Below are 20,927 nucleotides of genomic sequence, written 5' to 3'. Positions count from 1 at the left end.
TGTCAGAGACATGACCTTGTCTTGGCCTGATGGGATATGGAGCGGTGCCGGTGCAAGGCGCCCGTCGGCTGCCCGCAGATATCCCGATGAATTTTCCGGCGTGATGGTGAATGGTGTCTAAGACCAAAACCAGTCTTGAATCATGCCTTTTTTGTCATGATGTGGTGCTGGTGGCTCACGGAGGGAGCAGGCTATCTGCGCTGGAGGGCACCGGCCGCACCGAGCCGGGAAACCATGAAATCCACGAATGCCTTGATCTTGGGTGAGGTGTGCCGACTGGAGGGCCAGAGGATGCAGAAGTTGCGGTGGTCGCGTACATGCTTGTCCAGCATCACCGCCAAGCGGCCTTTCGCAACGGCATCTGCGACGATGAAGTCCGGCAACAGAGCGATGCCCAGACCCGCTTCGGCCATGTCCAACAGGGAATCGATGGTGTTGCTGACCGCCGATTGCGGCAGTTCCAGAAAAAGCGGCCGGCCTCGTGCGAACAATGGCCAAGGAGCGAGCTTGCCAGTGCTGGGATAGCGATAGCGCAGGCAGGCGTGATCGGCCAGTTCGGCAGGCCGAGTCGGTGTCCCGTGGCGAGACAAATAGCCGGGAGCCGCCACGAGCCGGTGACGGTAGCCGTCGAGCCTGCGCATGGTCAGCCGGGAGTCGTCGACGTCCCCTATGCGCATCACGGCATCGAAACCCTCCTCGATCACATTGACCAGACGGTCGCTGAAATCCAGCTCCAGGTCGATCTCGGGGAAGGCCTGCTGGAACTCGATCAGGTGGCGCATCAGGTGCGCGCCCAACTGGGGCAGTCCGATTCGAAGGCGTCCCTGCGGCGTCCCTGCGGCCCTGCTCAACTCGTTCTTGGCGACGTCGAGCTCGGAGAAGATCCGGTAGCAACGCTGCAGGAACAGCTCGCCTTCGGCGGTCAGTGCAATGGCGCGGGTGGAGCGGTGGAACAAGCGCACGCCCAACTCCTCTTCCAATCGCGCCACCGAGCGGCCGATTGCCGACGATGAAACGCCCTGCCGTCGTCCGGCCTCGGTGAAGCTGCGGGTTTCCGCTGCCTGCACGAACGCTTCGAGCGCTCCGAAGTAGTTCATCGTCTATTCCTGCGTTTTTGTTCCGATATGTTTGGAAATTTACCCCATTTTTCTTGTTAATCCGGGGGGATAGAGTTCTGGTTTTCAAGTGGGCTTGGTGCGTGCCGGGCACCCTTGTCCCGGAGATGTGAGATTGACCATGACGTTGCCCACCGCGCTCGGCAAGCTGCCTACGAGCCTTGCCCGCCATCCAGGCTATGCAAGAGTGTTCCAGCCGGGACGCCTGACGTTCGGCTTCATCTCACCATTGGAAAGCTATCCCGACAGCGCTGGCCCGACCCTGGCCGGACACGCCGAACTGGCCAGGAATGCCGATGCCGCAGGTTTCTCGGCGATCTGGCTGCGCGACGTGCCCTTCTACGATCCCAACTTCGGCGATGTCGGCCAAGTCCTCGACCCGATGGTCTACGCGGGCTTCCTCGCGGCGATCACCCGCAATATCACGATCGGCACCGCGGGTATCGTGCTGCCGCTGCGCGATCCGGTGATCGTCGCCAAGCAAGCCGCGACCATCGACCAGCTGCTGGGCGGGCGCTTCGTGCTGGGGCTCGCCACCGGCGACCGGCCGGTCGAGTATCCGGCGTTCGGTGTCGAGTACGGCAACCGGGCCGAGCGCTTCCGTGATGCGCTGGCGGTAATCCGGGCCACGACCGAACACGCCTGGCCGATTCACGAATCGCGCTTCTATGGTCGCCTCGATGGCGGGCTGGATCTGGTGCCCAAGCCGGTGGCACCGAGGCTGCCCAGCATCGTGATCGGCCATGCAGGCCAGACACTGGACTGGACCGCACAGCAGGTCGACGGAATCCTCTCGTACATCGCCGACCCGATGCGGATCCCACAGATCATCGCGCAGTGGCGTGCGGCCTGCGGGACTGATGTTTTCAAGCCCTATGGCTACGGCACGCTGTTCGACCTGGACCGCGATCCGAACAAGCCGATCCAGCCGGGTCGTGTGTTGCGAGGCGGACGCAACGCGCTGCGCGAACTCTGGCTGCGGCAGCAGGAACAAGGTGTCTCGCACGTCGGCCTGCACTTCAAGCCGCAGCGGCGCCCCGCCTCGGAGGTGATCGACGAGCTGGGCGAATACCTGTTGCCAGTGTTTCCCAGCCCGGCTCCATGCCCTGAAACCACTCCCGCTTAAGAGAGGCGTCGCTACGATCGAAGCTGATGAGTCAAGGGATTGATGCCTGCATCCGCGACTCGACCACTCGTGCCTGGACGAGCTTCAGGCGATTTTTCAACAACGAAGGAAGTAAAGATGAGCAAGAACGTCTATGTGGTATTTGAACTGAAGGTGAAGCCGGGTCAGTTCGAGAAATTCAAGCAGATGATTTCCGAGGCCGTGGCAGGTGCGAGCAAGGAGCCGGGAACCCTCGCGTACGAATACAGTGCCAATACGGACGGGAGCATCGTCCACATCTTCGAGCACTACCGTGACTCGGAATCGCTGGTTTCGCACGTGGATGTCACCTTCGCCCCATTCGCCGAGCGCTTTGCATGGATGGTCGATGTGGCACGCCTGACGGTGTACGGAAAACCGGATGAGGCCGCACGGGCGAGGCTCGACACTTTCGGCGCGGAATACCTTGCGCCGATCAATGGATTCATCCGCTAGTCGGTGGAGTGCGGCTTCAAGCCCGAACTGCCGATTCAAGCCCCCTGTCGATTGCCAGGGGGCTTGACGTAGTGGCGCATTGGTCGAGACGTCTGGGGAAATGGAAACGGCGAACTTGGGCGACTGGCCTAGCGAAAGCTCCGCGTGGCCTATTCCTGGTCAAGTCAAGGAGCAGCGCTCCCGGAAAGGGGGCAACCGGAGAGTCGACAGTTGCCTGCCTACTGGCCCGCGCCGTTTCGCGGGACGGCAAGGGTCAATGGCGCTTGCCTCTTCGAGATGCGCAGCGCTGTTTATGGTTAACGGTGCAAGACTGCGTCAGGTGGGGGCGTCGGTGCTTCCACCAAAGAGCTTACCGGCCCCTGCCCAGTCGGAGGGAGCTACGTCTTCGAAGATGACGTAAATGTAACTCGGATCAGTTCCGGTGTTCTTGACGATGCTCTCGGTGATTTCGGCCGCAACGGCCTGCTTTGCCTTCGTGTCTTTACCTTCAAACCAGCTTACGCGTACGACCGGCATGATATTTCCTCAGCTTTCTTTAGATGAAAGGACGCTACCCGCCTTGATTTTCAATGACGGCGCTTTCTTCCCGGTAAATCGCTACGTGGCGTTGTCGCTGTACGAGCCGATTCAGCGGGGCGCAGATCAACTGCGATGGACTGGAGGCCAATGCCGTGCAGCTGAGAAGCGTGAACCATGATAGTGGCAATGAAACGGCGGGATAAACCGCTTCGCCGGATACGCTGTGGCGAGCAAATTTCCACAATTAATGCATTGGAGAACGAAGGTGGAGATGCTTCCTGAATCCCTGTCCGGGATAAGCGCATTTGTGACCGTGGCTCAGTTGGGAAGCTTTACGGCGGCAGCCGAGCGGCTTGGGGTCACGAAATCGGCTGTCGGCAAGAGCATCAAACGCTTGGAGACGCGGCTGGGAGTGCGTCTGATCCACCGCACGACAAGGCGACTACGCCTGACGTTTGATGGTGAGGCTTACTTCAAGGCATGTTCGTTGGCCATGGAGAGCATTGCCGCCGTAGAGGCGAGGATTACCTCGAACGACCAGGTGCTGCGTGGCCGTATACATGTGGATATGCCGATTGCATTCGGTCGGCGTGTGCTGATGCCCATTCTCTTGAAGGTGGCTGAACCTCACCCACATCTTCAACTGACCATGACATTCAACGATGGAGTGATTGATCCCATGCAGGTGGATGCGGATCTGGTGGTGCGATTCGGCCAGCTTCAGGACAGCAGCCACCTCGTCGCCCGGAAGCTGGCGAGCCAGCAAAGGATCATCTGCGCTTCCCCGGCGTACCTTGAGCGCCGCGGAGTGCCGGCAACACCTGACGATCTGATCAACCATAGTTGCATTGTCGGTACCGAGGATGGGCCGCCGCAGCACTGGACCGTACGCGATGGAGGAAGGTCGAAACTCGTAACGCCTCCAGCAACACATCGCCTGAGTGATGGAGAGTCCATTGTCGAGACCGCCGCAGCCGGATTTGGACTGTGCCAGATGCCGATTTCTCTCCTTAGAGACAAAATCCAAGAGGGGCATCTTGTTCCGGTGCTGAGCGACTATTCCGACGTCAATGTCGATGTTCACCTCATCTGGCTCAGGGAGGCCTCGCTCGCGCCTCGTGTTCGCTATGTCATTGATTGCTTGGTCGAGCATGCACAAAGCGGTGCACTGGACTAGACAGCCCATGAATGAAATTGGTTAGAGAGGGATGTATAGACCCCGAACCATCTGTGGAATTTAAGTCCACATTGTTGTTCTCTGTGGAGCATTTATCCCTCTATGCACAGTGACATATAGTCGCAGGACTACACAAGTTCACCATGTTCCTGCGCCTCGATAATGGATTTCCTGGTTGTTTCGCGGCTAGAACAGTGTGGGCTAAACGGCGTCTTGCGCGGAATTGTCTCGGCGCTCGCGGTCATCTGTTCGAAATTCGATCTAAATAGACAGATTCCATACGCCGGGCAATTGGTGCCAACCGCTTCGAGGACAGGCCCGGTCCTGATCCAACGTCGCACACAGCCATTCTCGGAATCTTCGCCTGTGTTCAGGGTTGGCGATTGTTCCTTCAGGAGAACATGTTATGCCCTCTCAACCTGAGCATGCCGATCGAGCGGCGCGTCGACATCCATCTGGCGTGGCTGTCGCTTGCCTGCTCGATCATCTGCCTACGGAATCTTCCGGAGTTTTGTTAGCGACTCTTAGGCTCTATACGATCATTTTAGGCCTGTTGATTGGCCTGGTTGGACTGTATTTCCTCTATAACGGCACCAAGCTGATCATGCTTGGTGGGTCACTCTACTATGTGCCTGCAGGCATCGCTCTTATCGCCACGGCGATTCTGCTTGCAAGACTCAGCGTGCGTGCGGCGTACCTGTACTTGGGGTTCTTCGTCGTCACAGCGCTATGGTCGCTCTGGGAAGCCGGCTTCCAGTTCTGGCCGCTCGCCGCACGGCTTGGCATGTTCGCGGTTCTCGGGTTGCTCTTGGCCGTCTGCGTTCCGTGCTTGCCTGGAGCCAGGGGCATTCCGCGCATACGCGGACTCTCTTACGGGATCGCCGGTGCGACCGCTGCCGGCCTGGTAGCGACCCTCGTGGGTGCGTTCTCCCCCATCTGGCTCGTGAAATCCGGATCGGCTCCGCAGGTCGCTGCGGACTACAGGCCCGACCGCGAACCCAAGGACTGGGTAGGATTTGGACGCACCACGACGGGAGAACAGTTCTCGCCGGATACGCAGATCACCAAGGACAATGTCGGCCAGTTGCAAGTCGCCTGGACGTTGCGTACTGGAGACATCAGCGCGGATGGTCGGGAGAACCAGAATACGCCGCTCCAGATCGGCAATACGCTCTACCCGTGCACCCAGTCGGGGCAGGTCTTCGCGGTGCGCGGGGATACAGGCGAGAAGCTCTGGCACTTCGACCCCAAGGTGACACCGGCGTCCACGGCGAACTGGATGCGATGCCGCTCGCTGGCGTACTTCGAGATTCCCGAACTGGCCAACGACGCGCCCGGCAAGAAGCGTGTCTACCTCACCACCGGCGACATGCGGCTGATCGCCCTGGACGCGGAGACCGGTGAGCCCGTGCCTTCTTTCGGCGAAGATGGAACCGTGTATCTGGCCGAGGGCATGGGCAAGGTCATCCCGGGCTTCTACAACCCCACCTCGGGGCCATTGCTGGCAGGCCGCAATCTCATCGTCGGCGGCTGGGTGATGGACAACCAATCAACCGATGAGCCCTCGGGTGTCGTGCGCGCATTCAACGCCGTCACGGGGGAATTGACCTGGGCATGGGATGTGGGCCGTCCTGGCCAGACCGGCAAGCCGGCTGATGGGGAGTTCTATACCCGCGGCACCCCGAACATGTGGGCAACGCCCAGCTACGATCCAGAACTCAACATGGTGTACCTGCCTACCGGTGGCGGTACCCCCGACCTTTTCGGTGGACAGCGTTCGGCGGCCACCGATCGGGTATCGCAATCGGTGGTTGCACTCGATGCCACTACTGGGCAGGAGCGCTGGGTATACCAACTCGTACACCACGACGTGTGGGATTACGACCTTCCGTCCAAACCAGTGCTTTACGACATGCCCGATGGCAAGGGTGGGCGAGTGCCGGCGCTTGTGCAGGCGGGCAAGAACGGACAGATCTTCGTCCTGGATCGCCGCACCGGCAAGCCGCTCACGCAGGTCGAGGAGCGCCCGGTACCCACCAAGGGGGTGCCGGGGGAACGCCTGTCGCCGACACAGCCCTATTCGGTCGGCATGCCTGAGATGCGCGATGGCATGCTGACCGAAGCCAAGATGTGGGGCATCACGCCGATCGACCAACTGAATTGCCGTGTGCAGTTCAAGGGACTGCACTACGAGGGCGACTACACGCCGCCGCAGTTGAAGTGGTATCTCGAGAATCCCTCCTGGTACGGCACCACCAACTGGGGTGGACAATCGATAGACAAGCAGCACGACATCATGATCGTCAACGACATGCGGATCATGATGAAGGGCCGGTTGCTCACCCGCGAGGAGACGAACGGACGGCTGGCCAACAAGTCGGTGGAAGGTGTCGGTGGCGTGATTCCGATGGCCAACACCCCCTATGGTGCCGAGCGTGGCATGGTGCAGTCCTTCCTCGGCGTGCCGTGCACAACGCCCCCCTTCGGCACCATGGCCGCCATCGACATGACCACGCACAAGGTCTTGTGGCATCGCTCGCTGGGTACGCCCGAGCAGTTTGGCCCGCTGGGTATGAAGACCCATCTGCCGGTCGAGCTTGGCATGCCGACACTGGGCGGCGCGGTGACGACAGGTTCGGGGCTGGTGTTCTTCTCAGCCACCTCCGACTACTACCTGCGTGCGATCGACGTCATGACGGGCGAGGTGGTCTGGAAAAGCCCGCTGCCGGTGGGCGGTGGTTCGACGCCGCTGGTGTTCACCTCTCCGGCTGATGGCAGGCAGTACGTCGTGGTGACGGCGAGCGGTTCCCGCGCGGCACCCGACCATGGCGACTACATCATCGCCTACGCCCTGCCCGGGCAGGCACGGCCGCCGCGCTGAAGTGCTGGCATCAAGAGGACGGCAAAGCCGTCCTCTTGGCCACAAGGCCAGCGTCCCAATCATCCCGTTCGGCTGAGGCAATTCCCAATGCCCGCGCTTACCGCCCGGATGGGACGCGCGGTTCATGCGAGTTAAGTACCGGATGCCGCGCCGAGCAGGTCCAGGAATTCCAAGAATGAAAATAGCCCCTATGCGCTCGTTGCAAAAAAGCGTGATTCTTTCTGCGCTACTGGGTACGGGCGTCGCTGACGCACAGGAAGCCGCCGATAGCAGCTTCTGGAATCGCTCGACATTGACTGGTGACTGGGGCGGGCTGCGCCACCGTCTCGCGGAGGACGGTGTCACATTCACTGGAAGCGAGGTTGTCGATTCCGTCCACAACTTCAACGGGGGGACGCGTGAGGCGGGCCGTGCGGCGGGCCAGTTCCTGCTCGGGGTCACCATCGACACGGACAAGGCGTGGGGCCATCCGGGAGGCAAGTTGCAGGTGACATTGACCAACCGGCACGGCAACAACCTGTCCAACGACGCCAATCTCGGGCTGCTCCAGCCTCTGCAATCCATCTACGGCCGCGGGGAGATCTGGCGACTGTCCGATTTCTGGTACGAACAGAGCTTCAACGATGGGGCAACCGCACTGAAGTTCGGCCGGGTCACGCATGGCGAGGACTATGGCGCGACCCCGTGCGGCAACATCTCGAACGTCGTACTGTGCGGTCCGGCCTCAAGCCAGATCGTCAGTGGCTATCTCTACAACTTGCCCGTGAGCTCCTGGGGCGTGCGCCTGCGTCAGCGACTTGCCCCGACGCTGCATGTCAACCTCGGCGTCATCGAGTCCAATCCGGTGAACCTGAGCGAGGACCGGGGCTTCTATCTCGGAACCGGCGGCGCGACCGGCACGATCTATGCTGCGGAGCTTCAGTGGACCCCGACGTTCGGGAGCCGGCACGACCTGCCAGGCACCTACAAGGTCGGTGGCTGGTACGACACGAGCAATTCGAACAACATCGTCTATGACGTGAATGGCGAGTACCAGGCGGTCTCGGGGGGCGAGTTTGCAAGGGAGAACCACCATGCGGGCTTCCACGCCAATGTGGTGCAGCAACTGCTGGCACCGAGGGCCGATGGTTCGCACGGGTTGACGGTCGTGGGCAACCTAGCGGTGACTGATCGCGCGACCAATCGACTTCACAGCAAGGCGGCACTGATCTTCAGCTTTACGGGGCCGCTTCCGGGGCGTCCCAAGGACGATGTCACCTTGGGCATCGGTCAGGTATCGGTGAACAATCGAGTCAGCCGGTCGCAACGAGCGCAGAATGAGGCTGGGCTGAGACAAGCAAGCCCGCAGGACCACGAGCAAGCGGCCGAGTTGAACTACGGATACAAGCTGACACCGGCTGCAACACTGCGCCCGGGCTTCCAGTATGTCCGCCATCCCGGTGGGCTAGGTGATCGCGACGACATCTTGGTCGCAAGCCTCAAGCTTGTCTTTGCGCTATAGCCTCATGATGGGAAGCTCCTTTCGCATTGCGGTGTCGGGTATGGCTTGTTGGGGCATGACTCTGACGCCAATTGCGGTTGCGGTAGCGCAAACCACCACGCTGGATACGGTCGTGGTCACCAGTACTCGTTATGGCACCAGCCCGCAGGACACGCCCGCATCAGTGAGCATTGTCGATGGCGTCCAGATGCGTACGGACCGTCCGGGAATCAATCTTTCAGAAAGCCTCGGGCACGTGCCCGGCCTGCAGATACAGAATCGCCAGAACTATGCGCAGGATTTGCAGATATCCATGCGCGGGTACGGTGCCCGCTCGACGTTTGGTGTGCGTGGCGTCAGGCTCTACGTGGACGGTATCCCTGCCACCATGCCGGACGGACAGGGACAGACGTCGAACATCGACATCGCGTCAATCGACCGCATCGAGGTGCTCCGTGGACCATTCTCGGCCTTGTACGGCAATGCGTCGGGTGGTGTGCTCCAGGTCTTTACTGAAGATGGCGCTGGAGCGCCCCGCGTCCAAGCGGATGCCGGCGCTGGAAGCGACGACACCGAGCGCTACGGGCTCAAGGTCAGCGGCGCCTCTGACCCACTCGACTATGTGGTCAGTACCAACCGCTTCACCACAGGCGGATACCGCAGCCACAGTGGGGCAGAAAAGAACTTGGGGAACGTGAAGCTGGGTTTGCAGCTTGATCCCGATAGCCGCTTGACCCTCGTTGCCAACAGCGTGGATCTGAGGGCCGACGACCCGCTGGGCCTGACCCGCTCGCAATATGAGGCAGATCCGAGGCAGGCCACGCCGCAGGCGGAACAGTACAACACCCGCAAGACGGTCAGGCAGTCCCAAGGTGGCCTAGTCTACGAGCGGCAAGTGGATGCCAATAACGATCTTCGTGCCATGGTCTACTACGGTGAACGTGACACCGTACAGTATCAATCCATTCCCGTTGCCACACAGCGCAATCCCCAACATGCCGGTGGCGTGATTGATCTTCAGCGCGAGTACGGTGGCATCGACCTGCGTTGGACATCACGCCTGAGTTTGGCTGGCCAGCCGCTCACCTTGATCGGAGGGGTGTCCTACGACTCGCTGAGCGAGCGCCGTAGGGGCTACGAGAACTTCACGGGAAGTGCCAGCAGTCCGAGTGCCGTGGGGGTACGTGGCAGACTGCGTCGAGATGAAACCAACGATGTCTTCAACCTCGACCCTTATGTCCAGGCATCCTGGGAGTTTGCGCCAGGATGGACGCTGGACACCGGCCTTCGGTACGGCACCGTGGGTTTCGACTCCAATGACCACTACATCGCCGAAGGAAACGGCAACGACAGCGGGTCGACTCGTTATCGAAAGGTGCTGCCAATGGGTGCGCTGCGGTATCGAATCAATTCGGCGACGATGCTCTACGCATCCTATGGCCGTGGTTTCGAAACGCCGACGACCAACGAAGCCTCCTATCGGCCAGACGGAGGCGCTGGACTGAACCTGGGCTTGCAGCCAGCCGTCAGCGACAACTACGAGCTAGGAGCAAAAACGCAAGTAGCTGGCGGACTGCTGTCCTTGGCGCTTTTCCATACCGACACGCGCGATGAAATCGTCTCGGCCGGAAGCATCGATGGTCGCGCAACCTATCGCAATGGCGGACGCACCCGACGCGACGGCGTCGAACTGGAATGGAGCGCAATTCTGGAGTCAACAAACTGGCGCACCGATTGGGCCTACACCCGGATCGATGCACGCTACCGCGATGATGTGGCGGGATCCGCGATCTCGTCAGGAAACCGCATTCCGGGGGTTGCGAGGGAAATGCTCTACGGTGCGCTTGCCTGGTCTCCCCCCGAGGGCTGGCGGTTGGGCATCGAAGGGCGCTACCTCAGCAAGATCTACGTGAATGACGCCAACAGCGATTCGGCACCCGGTTATTTCGTGGCCTCGCTCTCCTCGGGCTATCGGTGGCACCGCGGTTCCTGGGAATGGAATGCCTACGCACGTCTCGACAATCTGCTCGATCGCGGATACGTAGGATCGGTCATTGTGAACGAAGGTAATGGCCGCTACTTCGAGCCGGCGTCCGGACGCAGTTGGAGCGCCGGATTGAGCATGAGCTATGTGTTCTGAGATCGAATTCGGGCAGCAGGCGTGGCGGATGTCCGCGCCGGTCTCCTCGTCGCAGCGGAATGCCGCAGCGCTTTCGGATCAAGAATCTGCAACATCATCTATGGAGTACCCAACCCATGCCTGAGAAAACTCATTCCCCTGAATGCGCTTGTTCGCTCCACTCGGAGGAGCTGCTCAGAAGCGATACCTCCTGGAATGGAAAGCCCTATGAGCGTTATCCGGAAGGACGACCGCAATTGACGGTGCTGAGGTTCCACATCCCGCCGCATACCTCGCTGCCCTGGCATACGCACCCGATGCCCAACGCCGGCTATGTCATCTCGGGCCAGATCACGCTGGAGGAGCGAGGGACGGGCAAGCTGCGGGTGATCGGAGCAGGCCAAGCGTTCGCCGAGTCCGTGGATGACGTTCACCGCGGCTATACGGGCGATGAGGCCGCCGAAATCGTCTGCACCTATGCCGGGGTCGAGGGGCAGGCGCTTTCCATACCCGTAAAGTGAACATCAAGGGCACCGATATGAGCGAAGACGGGTATGGCGACATGGAGACCGGATACATGGCGGACCGAAAGCATCATCTTGTCGTGGTGGGTGGCGGTTTCGCCGGCCTGTGGGCGACGCGTGCGCTGGAGGCCTCCGACATCCGCATCACCTTGATCGACCGTCAAAACCATCACCTGTTCCAGCCGCTGCTGTATCAGGTGGCGACAGCGGGCTTGTCGGCGCCGGACATCGCGGCGCCGCTGCGCCACATCCTGCGCGATCAGCGCAACGTGGAAGTGCGTCTGGGCGACGTGGTGCAAGTGCTGCCGCAGCAACATGTTGTTGTGCTCGCCGATGGCGACATGCTGGAGTACGACAGCCTGGTGTTGGCAACTGGCGCAGCCCATGCCTACTTCGGCAACGATCACTGGGCCGAGCATGCGCCGGGCTTGAAGACGCTCGACGATGCAATGTATTTGCGGCGCAAGCTCCTGCTGGCGTTCGAGCGTGCGGAGGCCGAAAGCGATCCGCAGGCACGCGAGGCATCGCTGAACTTCGCCATCGTCGGCGGAGGCCCGACCGGCGTGGAGTTGGCCGGTACGCTGGCCGAGATCGCCAGACACACGTTGAAGGATGAGTTCCGCCACATCGATCCACGCAAGGCCAAGGTTCGACTGATCGAGGCGGGGCCGCGAGTGTTGCCTTCCTTTCCCTCCGATTTGACCGACAAGGCGAAGCGCCAGTTGGAAAAACTGGGCGTCGAAGTGTTGACCGGTACTGCTGTGACGCACATCGACGAAAACGGCTACACCTTGGGCGATGTATTCGTGCCGGCACGTACCGTGGTGTGGGCGGCAGGTGTTGCAGCATCACCCTTGGGGCGAAGCCTTGGGGTGCCGCTGGATCGCGCCGGGCGCGTGCTAGTCGAACCGGACCTGAGCGTGCCCGGTCATCCGGACATTTTCATCGGCGGCGATTTGGCTTCCATCCAGCAGGATGGTCGCCCTGTGCCGGGCGTGGCGCCAGCGGCGAAGCAGATGGGCAAGCACATCGCGCGTGCGGCGCGTGCACGTCTCTCGGGGAAAACGACACCGGTCTTCCATTACGAGGACTACGGCAACCTGGCGACGATCGGACGCATGGCCGCCATCGTCCACGTGGGCAGGTTCAAGTTCTCGGGCCTGCCGGCATGGTGGTTCTGGCTGGCGGCGCACGTGTACTTCCTGATCGGATTCCGCAATCGCTTCGTTGTCCTGGTCAACTGGGTGATCGCGTATTGGAGCTACCAGCGTGCCGCGCGCATCGTCACCAAACGCTCGACCGATTGATCGCGAGATGGTCATTAGGGAGGACGGTCCTGCCGAAGTCGTCTATGGCTGTGGCAGGGTAGGAAGACGCCTCGGGATCTCTTATTGACCAATCGACTCCTGTTCCCGAGGCGGCTGCAGCTCGACGTGCAAGTGGAACTGGCGCTCAGCCCCACGAGGCGTTCGGGACGATGACGATCACCGTTCCTGCGCTGTCATCCTCCGGCTGGCGCATGGCGACACTAATCGCGAGTGTCTCGCAGGTCCTGTTCGATCTGGCGACTGCGCCGCTGCGCCCAGGCGTCCCGGACGAAGGCGTAGTCGTCGACTGCTTCCCTTCGCATCTGGTCTGTCGGGAGCAGCTGGGCACGCACATCCACCAGCTGCATGATCTGCAGCTTGTCGGCGACGCTGGCGTTGTCGATCTGGTTGATGACCGAAAGCTGCTGGTCGCCGACGCCGCCCAAGGCGTCACGCACCGTGCGCGGCCCCATGATCGGCATCACCAGGTAGCGGGAGTCCCGCCACCCCCAGGTCGCCAGGGTCTGGCCCAGGTCCTCGCCGTCGGGCTTGGGCATGCCGATGTGGCGCGCCGGGTCGAACACGCCGCCGATGCCCGCCGTGGAATTGACGACGAATCGTCCGAGCGACTGCCCGGCCTCGCCAGGCCGGCCCTGCAGCGCCTGGTTCAAGGCGGTGGCGGGCAGGCGCAGGTTGCCGAAGAACCGCGACACGCCTGCCTGGACCGGATCGGGCGTGATCTTGTCGTAGCCGATCGCCACGGGGCGGAAGATGAACCGGTCGAGGACGTTGTTGAAGGCGTGCATCCTGCGGTTGAAGCCTTCCCAGGGATCGTGCACCGGCGGCTGGGCGTACAGCTCCTCGGCATCCTGCTCGGCCTGCGTGCGCGCGCCGTCCGCGTCCGGGCTGCCGACCGAGGCCGGCTTCATGGGCGAGGTTTCCGTGGGCGAGACTGCCGAGGGTGCGGGCGCCGACGTGCCGGCGGTGGCGATGGCGCCGGCCGCATGAGGCTGGGGCTGCGCCGCCGGCTCCCCGGCCCCACGGGCTGCCGACGCGACCGGCACGGCCGCAGGCGTGGCTCCGCTATCCAGCGATGCCGCAGGCGTTTGCTTGACGGCATTGCCGGCGCACGCGCTGGTGCCCAGCACGATCACCGCCAGCACGAGAGATTGGATCGTCTTCATTGTCGGATCTCCTGAGCCATGGGCCGCAAGTGCCCATGGCGGATGGGGGGCAGGGCGTGGTCAGAAGCGGTAGGCATAGCCCACGGCGATGGTGGTGCCGGTGGACTGGTCGACCAGCGGGCTGTCTTCGATGGTGCTGCCGAAACGCGTGGCGGCGACGTCGATGAACATCGCATGGTGGCGTGACGGCGAGTAGTCCACGCGCAGGCCGAACTGCACGTTCGTCGTGGCCTTGCCTTCGTAGAACGCACGGTCCGCCAGCACCTCGGACTGGCGGACGCCGTAGTAGTAGTCGACGTACTTGTCGTCGACCCATTCCGCAGCCAAGCGCGGAGTGAAGCCGAACCTGCCTGCGGCGAAGCGCCGATCGATCTGCACCTTGGCCCGCGTGCCCTTGCTGTTGCCCAGGGTGTCGGCCAGCACCTCCCCGCTGACGTTCACGAAGTCCGTCTTCCAGTTCACCGCACCGCCGGCCCACAGGCTGCGCTTGCGATCTTCCATGCCCGTCAGGGCCGGGGAATCGTCCGACTCGTAGCCCTCGCCGGACAAGCGGACGCGGGCACGCAGCGAGAGGGAATCGGTCGAGTAGAACTTGAGGTCTAACACGGGCACGGTGGCACTGATCCACTTGCTCTCGTACGAGATCAGCGGAAGAGGAAACACCTCGCGATCGATGTCGCGATACGGCTGGTCGAGCACGACGGCACCCAGGCCCAGGGCCCACTGGCCGCTATCCCTGGACGCGTCATCCTGAGCGAAGGCCGAGGGCGCCCACGCGGTGGACAGCGCCATCGCGGCGATGACGCTCAGCCTGGAGGAAGCGAGCGGGAGACGGGAGCGTTGTTGTCGAAACATGGTTGGATCCTTTTCTTGAAGCATTGGGGGGAGAAATCTCGTCGTCCTCCACGGCTGGGCCATGGACCTGCCATGCAGGTGGCTTCGTCGCGTGCCGGGAGGATCACGGTTGGCGGTCAGGCGTACGCGGCTTGCTTTCATCGGTGGTTCCCTTCGGCAACGGGGGGATCGGTGGGCAACACGCGGTTCGCCGGCTGACCCTGCGCGCCGACCGCCTTGAAGCGTCCTGCGAGCCAGGTCTCGAAGTCGTGTACGTAGCTGAACACCGCCGGCACGATGACCAGGCTCAACAGCGTCGACGTGATCAGTCCGCCGATCACCGCGATCGCCATGGGCTGGCGGAAGCTGGCGTCCGCACCGAAGCCGAGCGCGATCGGCAACATGCCGGCGATCATCGCGACGGTGGTCATGACGATGGGACGGGCGCGCTTGTGGCAGGCGTCGAGCAGGGCATCGATCACCGAGAGTCCGTGCTCGGTACGCGCCAGCACCGCGTACTCGACCAGCAGGATCGAGTTCTTGGTGACGATGCCCATCAGCATCACCAGGCCGATCATCGAAGGCACGTCGAGCTCGCTGCCCACCAGCAGCAGCGCAATGAAGGCACCGCCCAGGGACAGCGGGATCGCCGACAGGATCGTGATCGGCTGGAAGAAGTCCTTGAACAGCAGGATCAGCACGCAGAACATGCACAGGATGCCGGTCACGATCGCCAGCGCCAGGCCGGACGACAGCTCCGCGGCCACTTCGGCGTCGCCCGCCTGCATCAGCGAGACGCCCGGGGCCATGTTCTGTACCGCAGGCAGCGCACTGGCGATGGCCAGGGTTTCGCCCAGCGAACGGGCGCCCAGGTCGGCGGTCACGGTGACGTAGCGCTGGCGGTCGTAGCGGTCGATCTGTGCCGGGCCGCTCTCCACGGCGAAGGTGGCCACGCTGGAGAGCGGGACCATGCCATCGCGCGACGCCACGCGCAGGCCGGACAACGCGGCGATGTCCTGGCGCACGCTGTCGGGCACGCGCACCCGGATGCCGATCTGGCGGTTGTCCAGATTGAGCTTGGACAGCTGGGAGTCGAAGTCGCCGCTGGTGGCCGTACGCATCAGCTCGCCGATGGCGGCACTGCTCACGCCGTGTTCGGCTGCCCGGTTGAGATCCGGCCGTACCACGATCTCGGGGCGCTCCAGGCTGGCCGTGCTGCGCACACCGGACAGGCCGGCCGCACGCAACTCCCGGGTGAAAGCATCCACGGCGGTCCTGAGCGCGCCGGCGTTGTCGCTGGCGAGGATCATCTGCAGCTGCTCGCCAGAGCCGCCGCCGACGGTGAAGCGCGCACCGGGGATCTTCTCCAGCGCATCACGCACGGTCTGTTCGATCTCGGACTGGACGGCGCGCTCCTTGCGATCGGTCAGCACCAGCGTGAGCTCGCCCTTGCGCACGTCGCTCACCTGCGCATCGCTACCGCTGTCGGCGGCGCCGGCCGTGGTGAAGACGCTCCGCACGCCGGGCAACTGGCCAACCACCGCGCGCACCCGCTCGGCCGTGGCCACGGTGTCATTGAGGGCACTGCCCGGTGCCAGCTCCAGCGTCACCGTGGTGAAGCCCCGGTCCGACGGGGGTACCAGCCCCGTGGGGATGAAGGGCAGCAGCGCCATCGAGCCGACGAAGAAGGCCGCGGCCGCGGCCATGGTCTTGCCGCGATGGTGCAGGCTCCAGTCCACCACCCGCAGGTAACGGCGCATCAAGGGGCCGTCCTGCTCGTTGGCCGCGTGCGTGCCGGGCTTGAGCAGCTTGGCGGCCATGATGGGGGTGATCAGGCGCGCCACCATCAACGAGGCGAGCACGGCGATGACCGCGGTCCAGCCGAACTGCTTGAAGAACAGACCCGGTACGCCGCCCATGAGCGTGGTGGGCACGAACACCACCACCAGGGTCGCCGTGGTGGCGATCACCGCCAGCGCGATCTCGTTGACCGCATCGGCCGTGGCCTGCATGATCGGCTTGCCCATGCGCCGGTGTCGCTCGATGTTCTCGACTTCGACGATGGCGTCGTCCACCAGGATGCCGACGACCACCGCCAGCGCCAGCAGCGTGAGGGTGTTGAGCGAGTAGCCCAGCCACCACATCGCAGCGAAGGCCGGCAGGATCGACAGTGGCAGCGCCGAGGCGGCGACCAGCGTGGCGCGCCAGTCGCGCAGGAACAGCCAGACCACCAGCACGGCCAGGAGCGCGCCCTCGTAGAGCATCGCCATCGAACCCTGGAACTGTTCGAGCGTGTAGGCCACGCTGCCAGAGATCGGGGTAATCCGCAGGGACGTGTGCTCGGCCTGGAGCTGCTGGAGTGCCTCGGCCACCCCTTCGGCGATGCGGGTTTCGTCGAAGCCCTTGGTGCGCTGGATGCTGAAGCCGATGACGGGCTTGCCGTCCAGAAGCGCCGCCTGGCTGCGTTCGGCGGCGGTGTCATGCACCGAGGCGACCTGATCCAGGCGCACCTTGCCGCCGGTGGCGAGAATGACCGGCATGGCGCGCAGTTCGTCGGCCCGTCGCACCGTGGCCACAGTGCGCAGCGACTGCTCTTCGCCGCCCAGTTGGCCGCGTCCGCCCGAGGAATCCTGTTGGGTGCGGCGCAACGCGCGCGAGACGTCGGCTGCGGTGACGCCCAACGCATTCATCTGCACCGGGTCGACGTCGACCCGGATCTCGCGCTGCACGCCGCCCAGCCGCTTCACCCCGCCCACGCCCGGCACGTTGAACAAGGTCTTGCTCAACGTGTCGTCCACGAACCAGGACAGCGCGACTTCGTCCATGGTCTCGGAACTGACCGAATAGGTCAGGATGGGGCTGCTGCTGACCGTCTGTGCACTGACGGCCGGCTGCAGCAGATCCGTCGGCAGGTCCGAACGCACCCGGTCGACGGCATCCTTGGTCTCGATCAGCGCGTCGGACAGCGGCTTCTCCAGCTCGAATTCGGCCTGGATATGGACTTGGCCATCGGTGATCGTGGTCCGCGTATGTCGCAGTCCGCTGAGCGTGGCGATGGAGTCCTCCACCTTGCGTGCCACCTCGGTTTCAAGCTGGGCCGGCGCAGCGCCGGGCTGGGACAGCGTCACGTTGACAGAGGGCAGGTCCATGTCCGGCAGGGCCTGGATCGGCAACTGCCGGAAGCCGTACAAGCCTGCCAGCGTCAGCAGCATGAACAGCAGGACGGCCGGGATGGGGTTGCGCAGGGACCAGGTGGCGAAGTTCATCGCTCCCCTCCCGCCGCCGCGGAGGCCGATGCCTCGCTCGGATCCGGCTCGACCCGCACGGTGTCGCCATCGGCCAGCAGGCCGGCCCCTTGGGCGACGATGCGCTCACCGCCGGTAAGCGCGTCCAGGATCTCGACCTCGGTGCCTTGGCGACGGCCCACCGTCACCGACTGGGCCTGAACCTTGGATTCCTTTCCCGTGCTTTCCAGGCGGAAGACGATGCTGCGCCCGTCGCGCACCACCACGCTCGATGCCGGAACCACCCGCGCCGCATTGGGCGCGAGCGCGATGCGGCCATCGACGTACATGCCGCCGCGCGCCAGGCTTCCGGGCTCGATGTCCGCATACACCAGCCCCAGCCGCGAGCGCGTGTCCAGAAGCGGCGCGATCTGACGTACGCGGGCCTTGGCGGACTGCCCCTCGGGCAGTTGCAGGGTGACGTCCTGGCCGACGGCGATGGCGGCGATCTGCGTCGCGGTGAATTCGCCGCGCCATTCCAGCCGCCCCTGGCGCACCAGGCGGAACAGCTCCTGGCCGTTGTTGGCGACCGCACCCAGCGTGGCGGTGCGGTCGCTGATCACGCCATCATCCGGCGCGACCACGTCGGCCTGGCGCAGTTGCAGCCGCTTGGCCTCCAGCTGGGCCTGCGCGGCCCCCACCTGGGCCTTGGCGGTGATGGCTTCGGTAACGTAGCGCTGCACCTCCTGCTCGCTGATGCCACCGCTGCCCTGGAGCTGGAGCGCGCGCGCACGGTTGGCATCCGCCTGTGCCGCCACGCCTTGCGCTTGTGTGAGCGCAGCCAACAGCTGCGCCTCTTCGGCGCGCAGCGTGGACGTGTCGAAGCGAGCCAGGAGTTGGCCGCGCCGCACCACGTCACCGACCGCGACCTCGAGCCGGGCGATGCTCAGCCCGGAGGTCTGTGCGCCGATGATGGCTTCCTGCCAGGGAGCGACCACGCCGCTGGCCTCGATGGTTCTGGCCCACTGCGCTTCGCGCGGAACCGTGGCCGTCACCGATAATGAAGCCAGGCTGTGCGCCGGGGCCGGCGGGGCGGCGCGCGACATGAAGCCCCAGGCGGCGGCACCGAGCACCAACAGGGCGGCGCCCGCCAGGACGAAGGTGATCCGGCGGCGCCGCAATGCCGCTGCGGACGCGGTGAGCTTCGGAGATGACATGGACATCGTCATGACAGCGCCCCACCAGGCGTGGCCGCGCTGGCGTGGCCGGAGGCGCGCACCAGGGCGATCCAGGCACGGTTGCTGTCGTGTGCAGCGGCGATGGCGCTGTCTTGAGCGTCGGCCAGCTGGCGACGCGCATCTTCGACCTCGAACAAACTCACGGCACCGACGTTCCAGCGCGCCTGCGTCGCGTCCAGCACGCGCTGCGCGGCGGTGACGGCGTCCAGCGTGCTGCGCCGGCGCGCAGTGGCCGATTCGATGGCGGCCATGGCGTTCTCGACGTCCTGTGCAGCGGCGCGAACCGCCAGGCGCAGGTTGGCCTCGGCGGCGCGATGGCGGGCTTGGGCGGCCGAGACATTGGCGGCACCGCGGCCGCCGTCGAAGACAGGAGCGCCAAGCGTCGGGCCGAGAGACCAGACGGTCTCGCTCAGGGACTGGCCGGCGGCCCGCAGCCACTGCCCGCTGAGCGCAGCCGCCAGATCGAGCCGGGGCAGGCGCTCGGCGCGCGCGACCGCGATCTCCGACCACGCCGCGGCCGCTTCGCGTTCGGCGGCGACGACGGCCGGGTGGGCTGCGAGGACCGTAGCCGGCAACGCCAGTTGCACGACTGGCGCAGACGGGATGGCCGTGACCCGCTGCGCCACGCTGACCGCCTGCGTGTCCACGGCCACCACCGCTTGCACAGTGCCGCGTGGCTGACCGGTGATGGCTACCAATGCGTTGATGTGGCGTGCGCAGGCTTCCTGGCGCGTGGCCAGCGTTGTGCGCGCGGTGGCCAGGCCGCTTTGCGCCCGAGCCTCTTCAATGGGGGCGACGAAGCCGGTTTCCAGCCGCCGGCGGGTCAGCGCCAGTGTGTTTTCGCGCGAGTCGATTTCCTCGTGCAGCACGGAACTGGACAACTCGCAGGCGCGCAAGGCCAGCACCAGGTCGCCGATCTGTGAGGTCAGCGCCAGCCGGGCTGCCTTGGCGTCCGCATCGCGTGCCTGGATCCGCAGCGCGCCGGCCTCGACCGAGTTGCGCACCCGGCCGAAAAGGTCGATCTCCCAGGACAGCTCGGGCCCGATGCCGCTCTGCGTGCTCAGGATCGTGCCCGTGGGGCTGTCGGTCTCCAGGCTGCGGGCCCGCGTGGCATAGCCGTTGACGTCCACCGAGGGCATGCGCTGCGCCGAGGTGGCACCGAGCAAGGCACGCGCCTCGTCGACCTTGGCGATGGCTTGCGCGATGCTGGGACTGTCGGCCAGTGCAGCGTCCACCAGAACATCGATGGCGGGGTCGTTGAGCTGGCGCCACCAGGACTCATCGCTGGGCGTGGCCAGCGCTGCCTCCGCAGCAGGCATGGTCCAGGCCTCGGGCGCCTCCAGAGGCGTCGCCTGGTATGGCCCTTGGGTCGCGCACCCCGTCAGCATCGCCAGCAACAGCATGGCCAGGCCACGCGACCCACCGCCCAGCAGAGCGTCGGCACCGGACAGGCCTGTCCGGCGGCGCAGATACTGCGACGGGGCGACCCCCAGCTCCTGGCGATACGAGCGGGGGGCGGCCCCGGATTGCCTGCGCGGGGTGCGCTGCAGGCGGATCAGGGATGGCCGCGTGTCCGGGCTTGGCTTGCAATCCAGCATGAATCGTTCCGGTCTCGTGGCACGTCGAGACGACGCGCCTGCAAGAGCGGATACTGCCCAAGCGGATTTAGGGGATTTTTAGAGTTATTAGGAATTTTTTAAGAAAAGGGCCGTTCAGCGAAAAAAT

The 20,927-nt window shown here is 64.0% G+C and carries 15 protein-coding genes and 1 pseudogene; 9 read left to right on the top strand and 7 right to left on the bottom strand.

What is annotated here, in order from left to right:
* Window positions 1–191 precede the first annotated feature (191 nt).
* Window positions 192–1,097: a LysR family transcriptional regulator gene (locus M3M27_RS11550; protein ID WP_140720632.1), complete on the bottom strand. Its 906-nt coding sequence runs from the start codon at window positions 1,095–1,097 to the stop codon at window positions 192–194.
* A 139-nt stretch (window positions 1,098–1,236) separates the two neighbouring features.
* On the opposite strand from M3M27_RS11550, the gene M3M27_RS11545 reads away from it, so the two are divergent.
* Both M3M27_RS11545 and M3M27_RS11540 read left to right on the top strand, forming a co-directional pair.
* A complete protein-coding gene (locus M3M27_RS11545) occupies window positions 1,237–2,241 on the top strand; it encodes an LLM class oxidoreductase (RefSeq protein WP_140720634.1) in 1,005 nt (334 codons plus the stop codon).
* A gap of 117 nt (window positions 2,242–2,358) precedes the next feature.
* Window positions 2,359–2,715, top strand: a complete 357-nt coding sequence (locus tag M3M27_RS11540) for a putative quinol monooxygenase (protein WP_140720636.1) — start codon at window positions 2,359–2,361, stop codon at window positions 2,713–2,715.
* A 315-nt stretch (window positions 2,716–3,030) separates the two neighbouring features.
* Here the strand turns inward: M3M27_RS11540 and M3M27_RS11535 are convergent, their stop codons facing one another.
* Complete coding sequence (locus M3M27_RS11535) at window positions 3,031–3,231, bottom strand: tautomerase family protein (protein ID WP_140720638.1); 201 nt, start codon at window positions 3,229–3,231, stop codon at window positions 3,031–3,033.
* Window positions 3,232–3,505: 274 nt separating this feature from the next.
* On the opposite strand from M3M27_RS11535, the gene M3M27_RS11530 reads away from it, so the two are divergent.
* The 7 genes and pseudogenes from M3M27_RS11530 (at window position 3,506) to M3M27_RS11500 (ending at window position 12,722) form a co-directional block, all read left to right on the top strand.
* The gene (locus M3M27_RS11530) at window positions 3,506–4,411 is read left to right on the top strand and encodes a LysR family transcriptional regulator (protein ID WP_140720641.1); all 906 of its coding nucleotides are present in this window, start codon (window positions 3,506–3,508) and stop codon (window positions 4,409–4,411) included.
* A gap of 419 nt (window positions 4,412–4,830) precedes the next feature.
* A pseudogene (locus M3M27_RS11525) lies at window positions 4,831–4,929 on the top strand (IS5/IS1182 family transposase); the annotation flags it as partial.
* Complete coding sequence (locus M3M27_RS11520; RefSeq protein WP_177497612.1) at window positions 4,923–7,292, top strand: membrane-bound PQQ-dependent dehydrogenase, glucose/quinate/shikimate family; 2,370 nt, start codon at window positions 4,923–4,925, stop codon at window positions 7,290–7,292. The pseudogene M3M27_RS11525 and the gene M3M27_RS11520, both read left to right, overlap by 7 nt.
* Before the next feature lie 175 nt (window positions 7,293–7,467).
* Window positions 7,468–8,793, top strand: a complete 1,326-nt coding sequence (locus M3M27_RS11515; RefSeq protein WP_177497614.1) for a carbohydrate porin — start codon at window positions 7,468–7,470, stop codon at window positions 8,791–8,793.
* Between the two features lie 55 nt (window positions 8,794–8,848).
* Window positions 8,849–10,912, top strand: coding sequence for a TonB-dependent receptor (locus tag M3M27_RS11510; protein WP_218569558.1), 2,064 nt, complete (start codon window positions 8,849–8,851; stop codon window positions 10,910–10,912).
* Window positions 10,913–11,028: 116 nt separating this feature from the next.
* Window positions 11,029–11,412, top strand: coding sequence for a cupin domain-containing protein (locus tag M3M27_RS11505; RefSeq protein ID WP_140720647.1), 384 nt, complete (start codon window positions 11,029–11,031; stop codon window positions 11,410–11,412).
* 83 nt (window positions 11,413–11,495) lie between these two features.
* Window positions 11,496–12,722, top strand: a complete 1,227-nt coding sequence (locus tag M3M27_RS11500) for an NAD(P)/FAD-dependent oxidoreductase (RefSeq protein ID WP_177497673.1) — start codon at window positions 11,496–11,498, stop codon at window positions 12,720–12,722.
* Between the two features lie 221 nt (window positions 12,723–12,943).
* Here M3M27_RS11500 and M3M27_RS11495 read toward each other — a convergent pair whose 3' ends face one another.
* From M3M27_RS11495 to M3M27_RS11475, 5 genes are all read right to left on the bottom strand, one after another.
* Window positions 12,944–13,906 (bottom strand): MlaA family lipoprotein, encoded by a 963-nt coding sequence (locus M3M27_RS11495; RefSeq protein WP_434025737.1) that lies wholly within the window; start codon window positions 13,904–13,906, stop codon window positions 12,944–12,946.
* A 60-nt stretch (window positions 13,907–13,966) separates the two neighbouring features.
* Complete coding sequence (locus M3M27_RS11490; protein WP_140720651.1) at window positions 13,967–14,761, bottom strand: MipA/OmpV family protein; 795 nt, start codon at window positions 14,759–14,761, stop codon at window positions 13,967–13,969.
* Window positions 14,762–14,898: 137 nt separating this feature from the next.
* Window positions 14,899–18,006: an efflux RND transporter permease subunit gene (locus tag M3M27_RS11485; protein WP_218569559.1), complete on the bottom strand. Its 3,108-nt coding sequence runs from the start codon at window positions 18,004–18,006 to the stop codon at window positions 14,899–14,901.
* Window positions 18,003–19,193, bottom strand: a complete 1,191-nt coding sequence (locus M3M27_RS11480) for an efflux RND transporter periplasmic adaptor subunit (RefSeq protein WP_218569560.1) — start codon at window positions 19,191–19,193, stop codon at window positions 18,003–18,005. Before M3M27_RS11480 ends, M3M27_RS11485 begins: the two co-directional genes overlap by 4 nt.
* Window positions 19,190–20,800 (bottom strand): efflux transporter outer membrane subunit, encoded by a 1,611-nt coding sequence (locus M3M27_RS11475; protein WP_218569561.1) that lies wholly within the window; start codon window positions 20,798–20,800, stop codon window positions 19,190–19,192. Before M3M27_RS11475 ends, M3M27_RS11480 begins: the two co-directional genes overlap by 4 nt.
* Window positions 20,801–20,927: the final 127 nt, after the last annotated feature.

This window comes from Xanthomonas boreopolis, assembly GCF_046529185.1.
Lineage (GTDB): Bacteria > Pseudomonadota > Gammaproteobacteria > Xanthomonadales > Xanthomonadaceae > Pseudomonas_S > Pseudomonas_S boreopolis.
Note: the sequence above shows the minus strand (reverse complement) of the source record. Positions and strands in the feature narration are given on the sequence as shown.

Excerpts from the sequence above, each read along its gene's own strand:
- M3M27_RS11515 (WP_177497614.1), top strand. The coding sequence starts at position 7,468 with ATGAAAATAGCCCCTATGCGCTCGTTGCAAAAAAGCGTGATTCTTTCT.
- M3M27_RS11485 (WP_218569559.1), bottom strand. The coding sequence starts at position 18,006 with ATGAACTTCGCCACCTGGTCCCTGCGCAACCCCATCCCGGCCGTCCTG.
- M3M27_RS11530 (WP_140720641.1), top strand. The coding sequence starts at position 3,506 with ATGCTTCCTGAATCCCTGTCCGGGATAAGCGCATTTGTGACCGTGGCT.
- M3M27_RS11475 (WP_218569561.1), bottom strand. The coding sequence starts at position 20,800 with ATGCTGGATTGCAAGCCAAGCCCGGACACGCGGCCATCCCTGATCCGC.
- M3M27_RS11545 (WP_140720634.1), top strand. The coding sequence starts at position 1,237 with ATGACGTTGCCCACCGCGCTCGGCAAGCTGCCTACGAGCCTTGCCCGC.
- M3M27_RS11480 (WP_218569560.1), bottom strand. The coding sequence starts at position 19,193 with ATGACGATGTCCATGTCATCTCCGAAGCTCACCGCGTCCGCAGCGGCA.
- M3M27_RS11495 (WP_434025737.1), bottom strand. The coding sequence starts at position 13,906 with ATGAAGACGATCCAATCTCTCGTGCTGGCGGTGATCGTGCTGGGCACC.
- M3M27_RS11490 (WP_140720651.1), bottom strand. The coding sequence starts at position 14,761 with ATGTTTCGACAACAACGCTCCCGTCTCCCGCTCGCTTCCTCCAGGCTG.
- M3M27_RS11510 (WP_218569558.1), top strand. The coding sequence starts at position 8,849 with ATGACTCTGACGCCAATTGCGGTTGCGGTAGCGCAAACCACCACGCTG.
- M3M27_RS11505 (WP_140720647.1), top strand. The coding sequence starts at position 11,029 with ATGCCTGAGAAAACTCATTCCCCTGAATGCGCTTGTTCGCTCCACTCG.
- M3M27_RS11550 (WP_140720632.1), bottom strand. The coding sequence starts at position 1,097 with ATGAACTACTTCGGAGCGCTCGAAGCGTTCGTGCAGGCAGCGGAAACC.
- M3M27_RS11540 (WP_140720636.1), top strand. The coding sequence starts at position 2,359 with ATGAGCAAGAACGTCTATGTGGTATTTGAACTGAAGGTGAAGCCGGGT.
- M3M27_RS11535 (WP_140720638.1), bottom strand. The coding sequence starts at position 3,231 with ATGCCGGTCGTACGCGTAAGCTGGTTTGAAGGTAAAGACACGAAGGCA.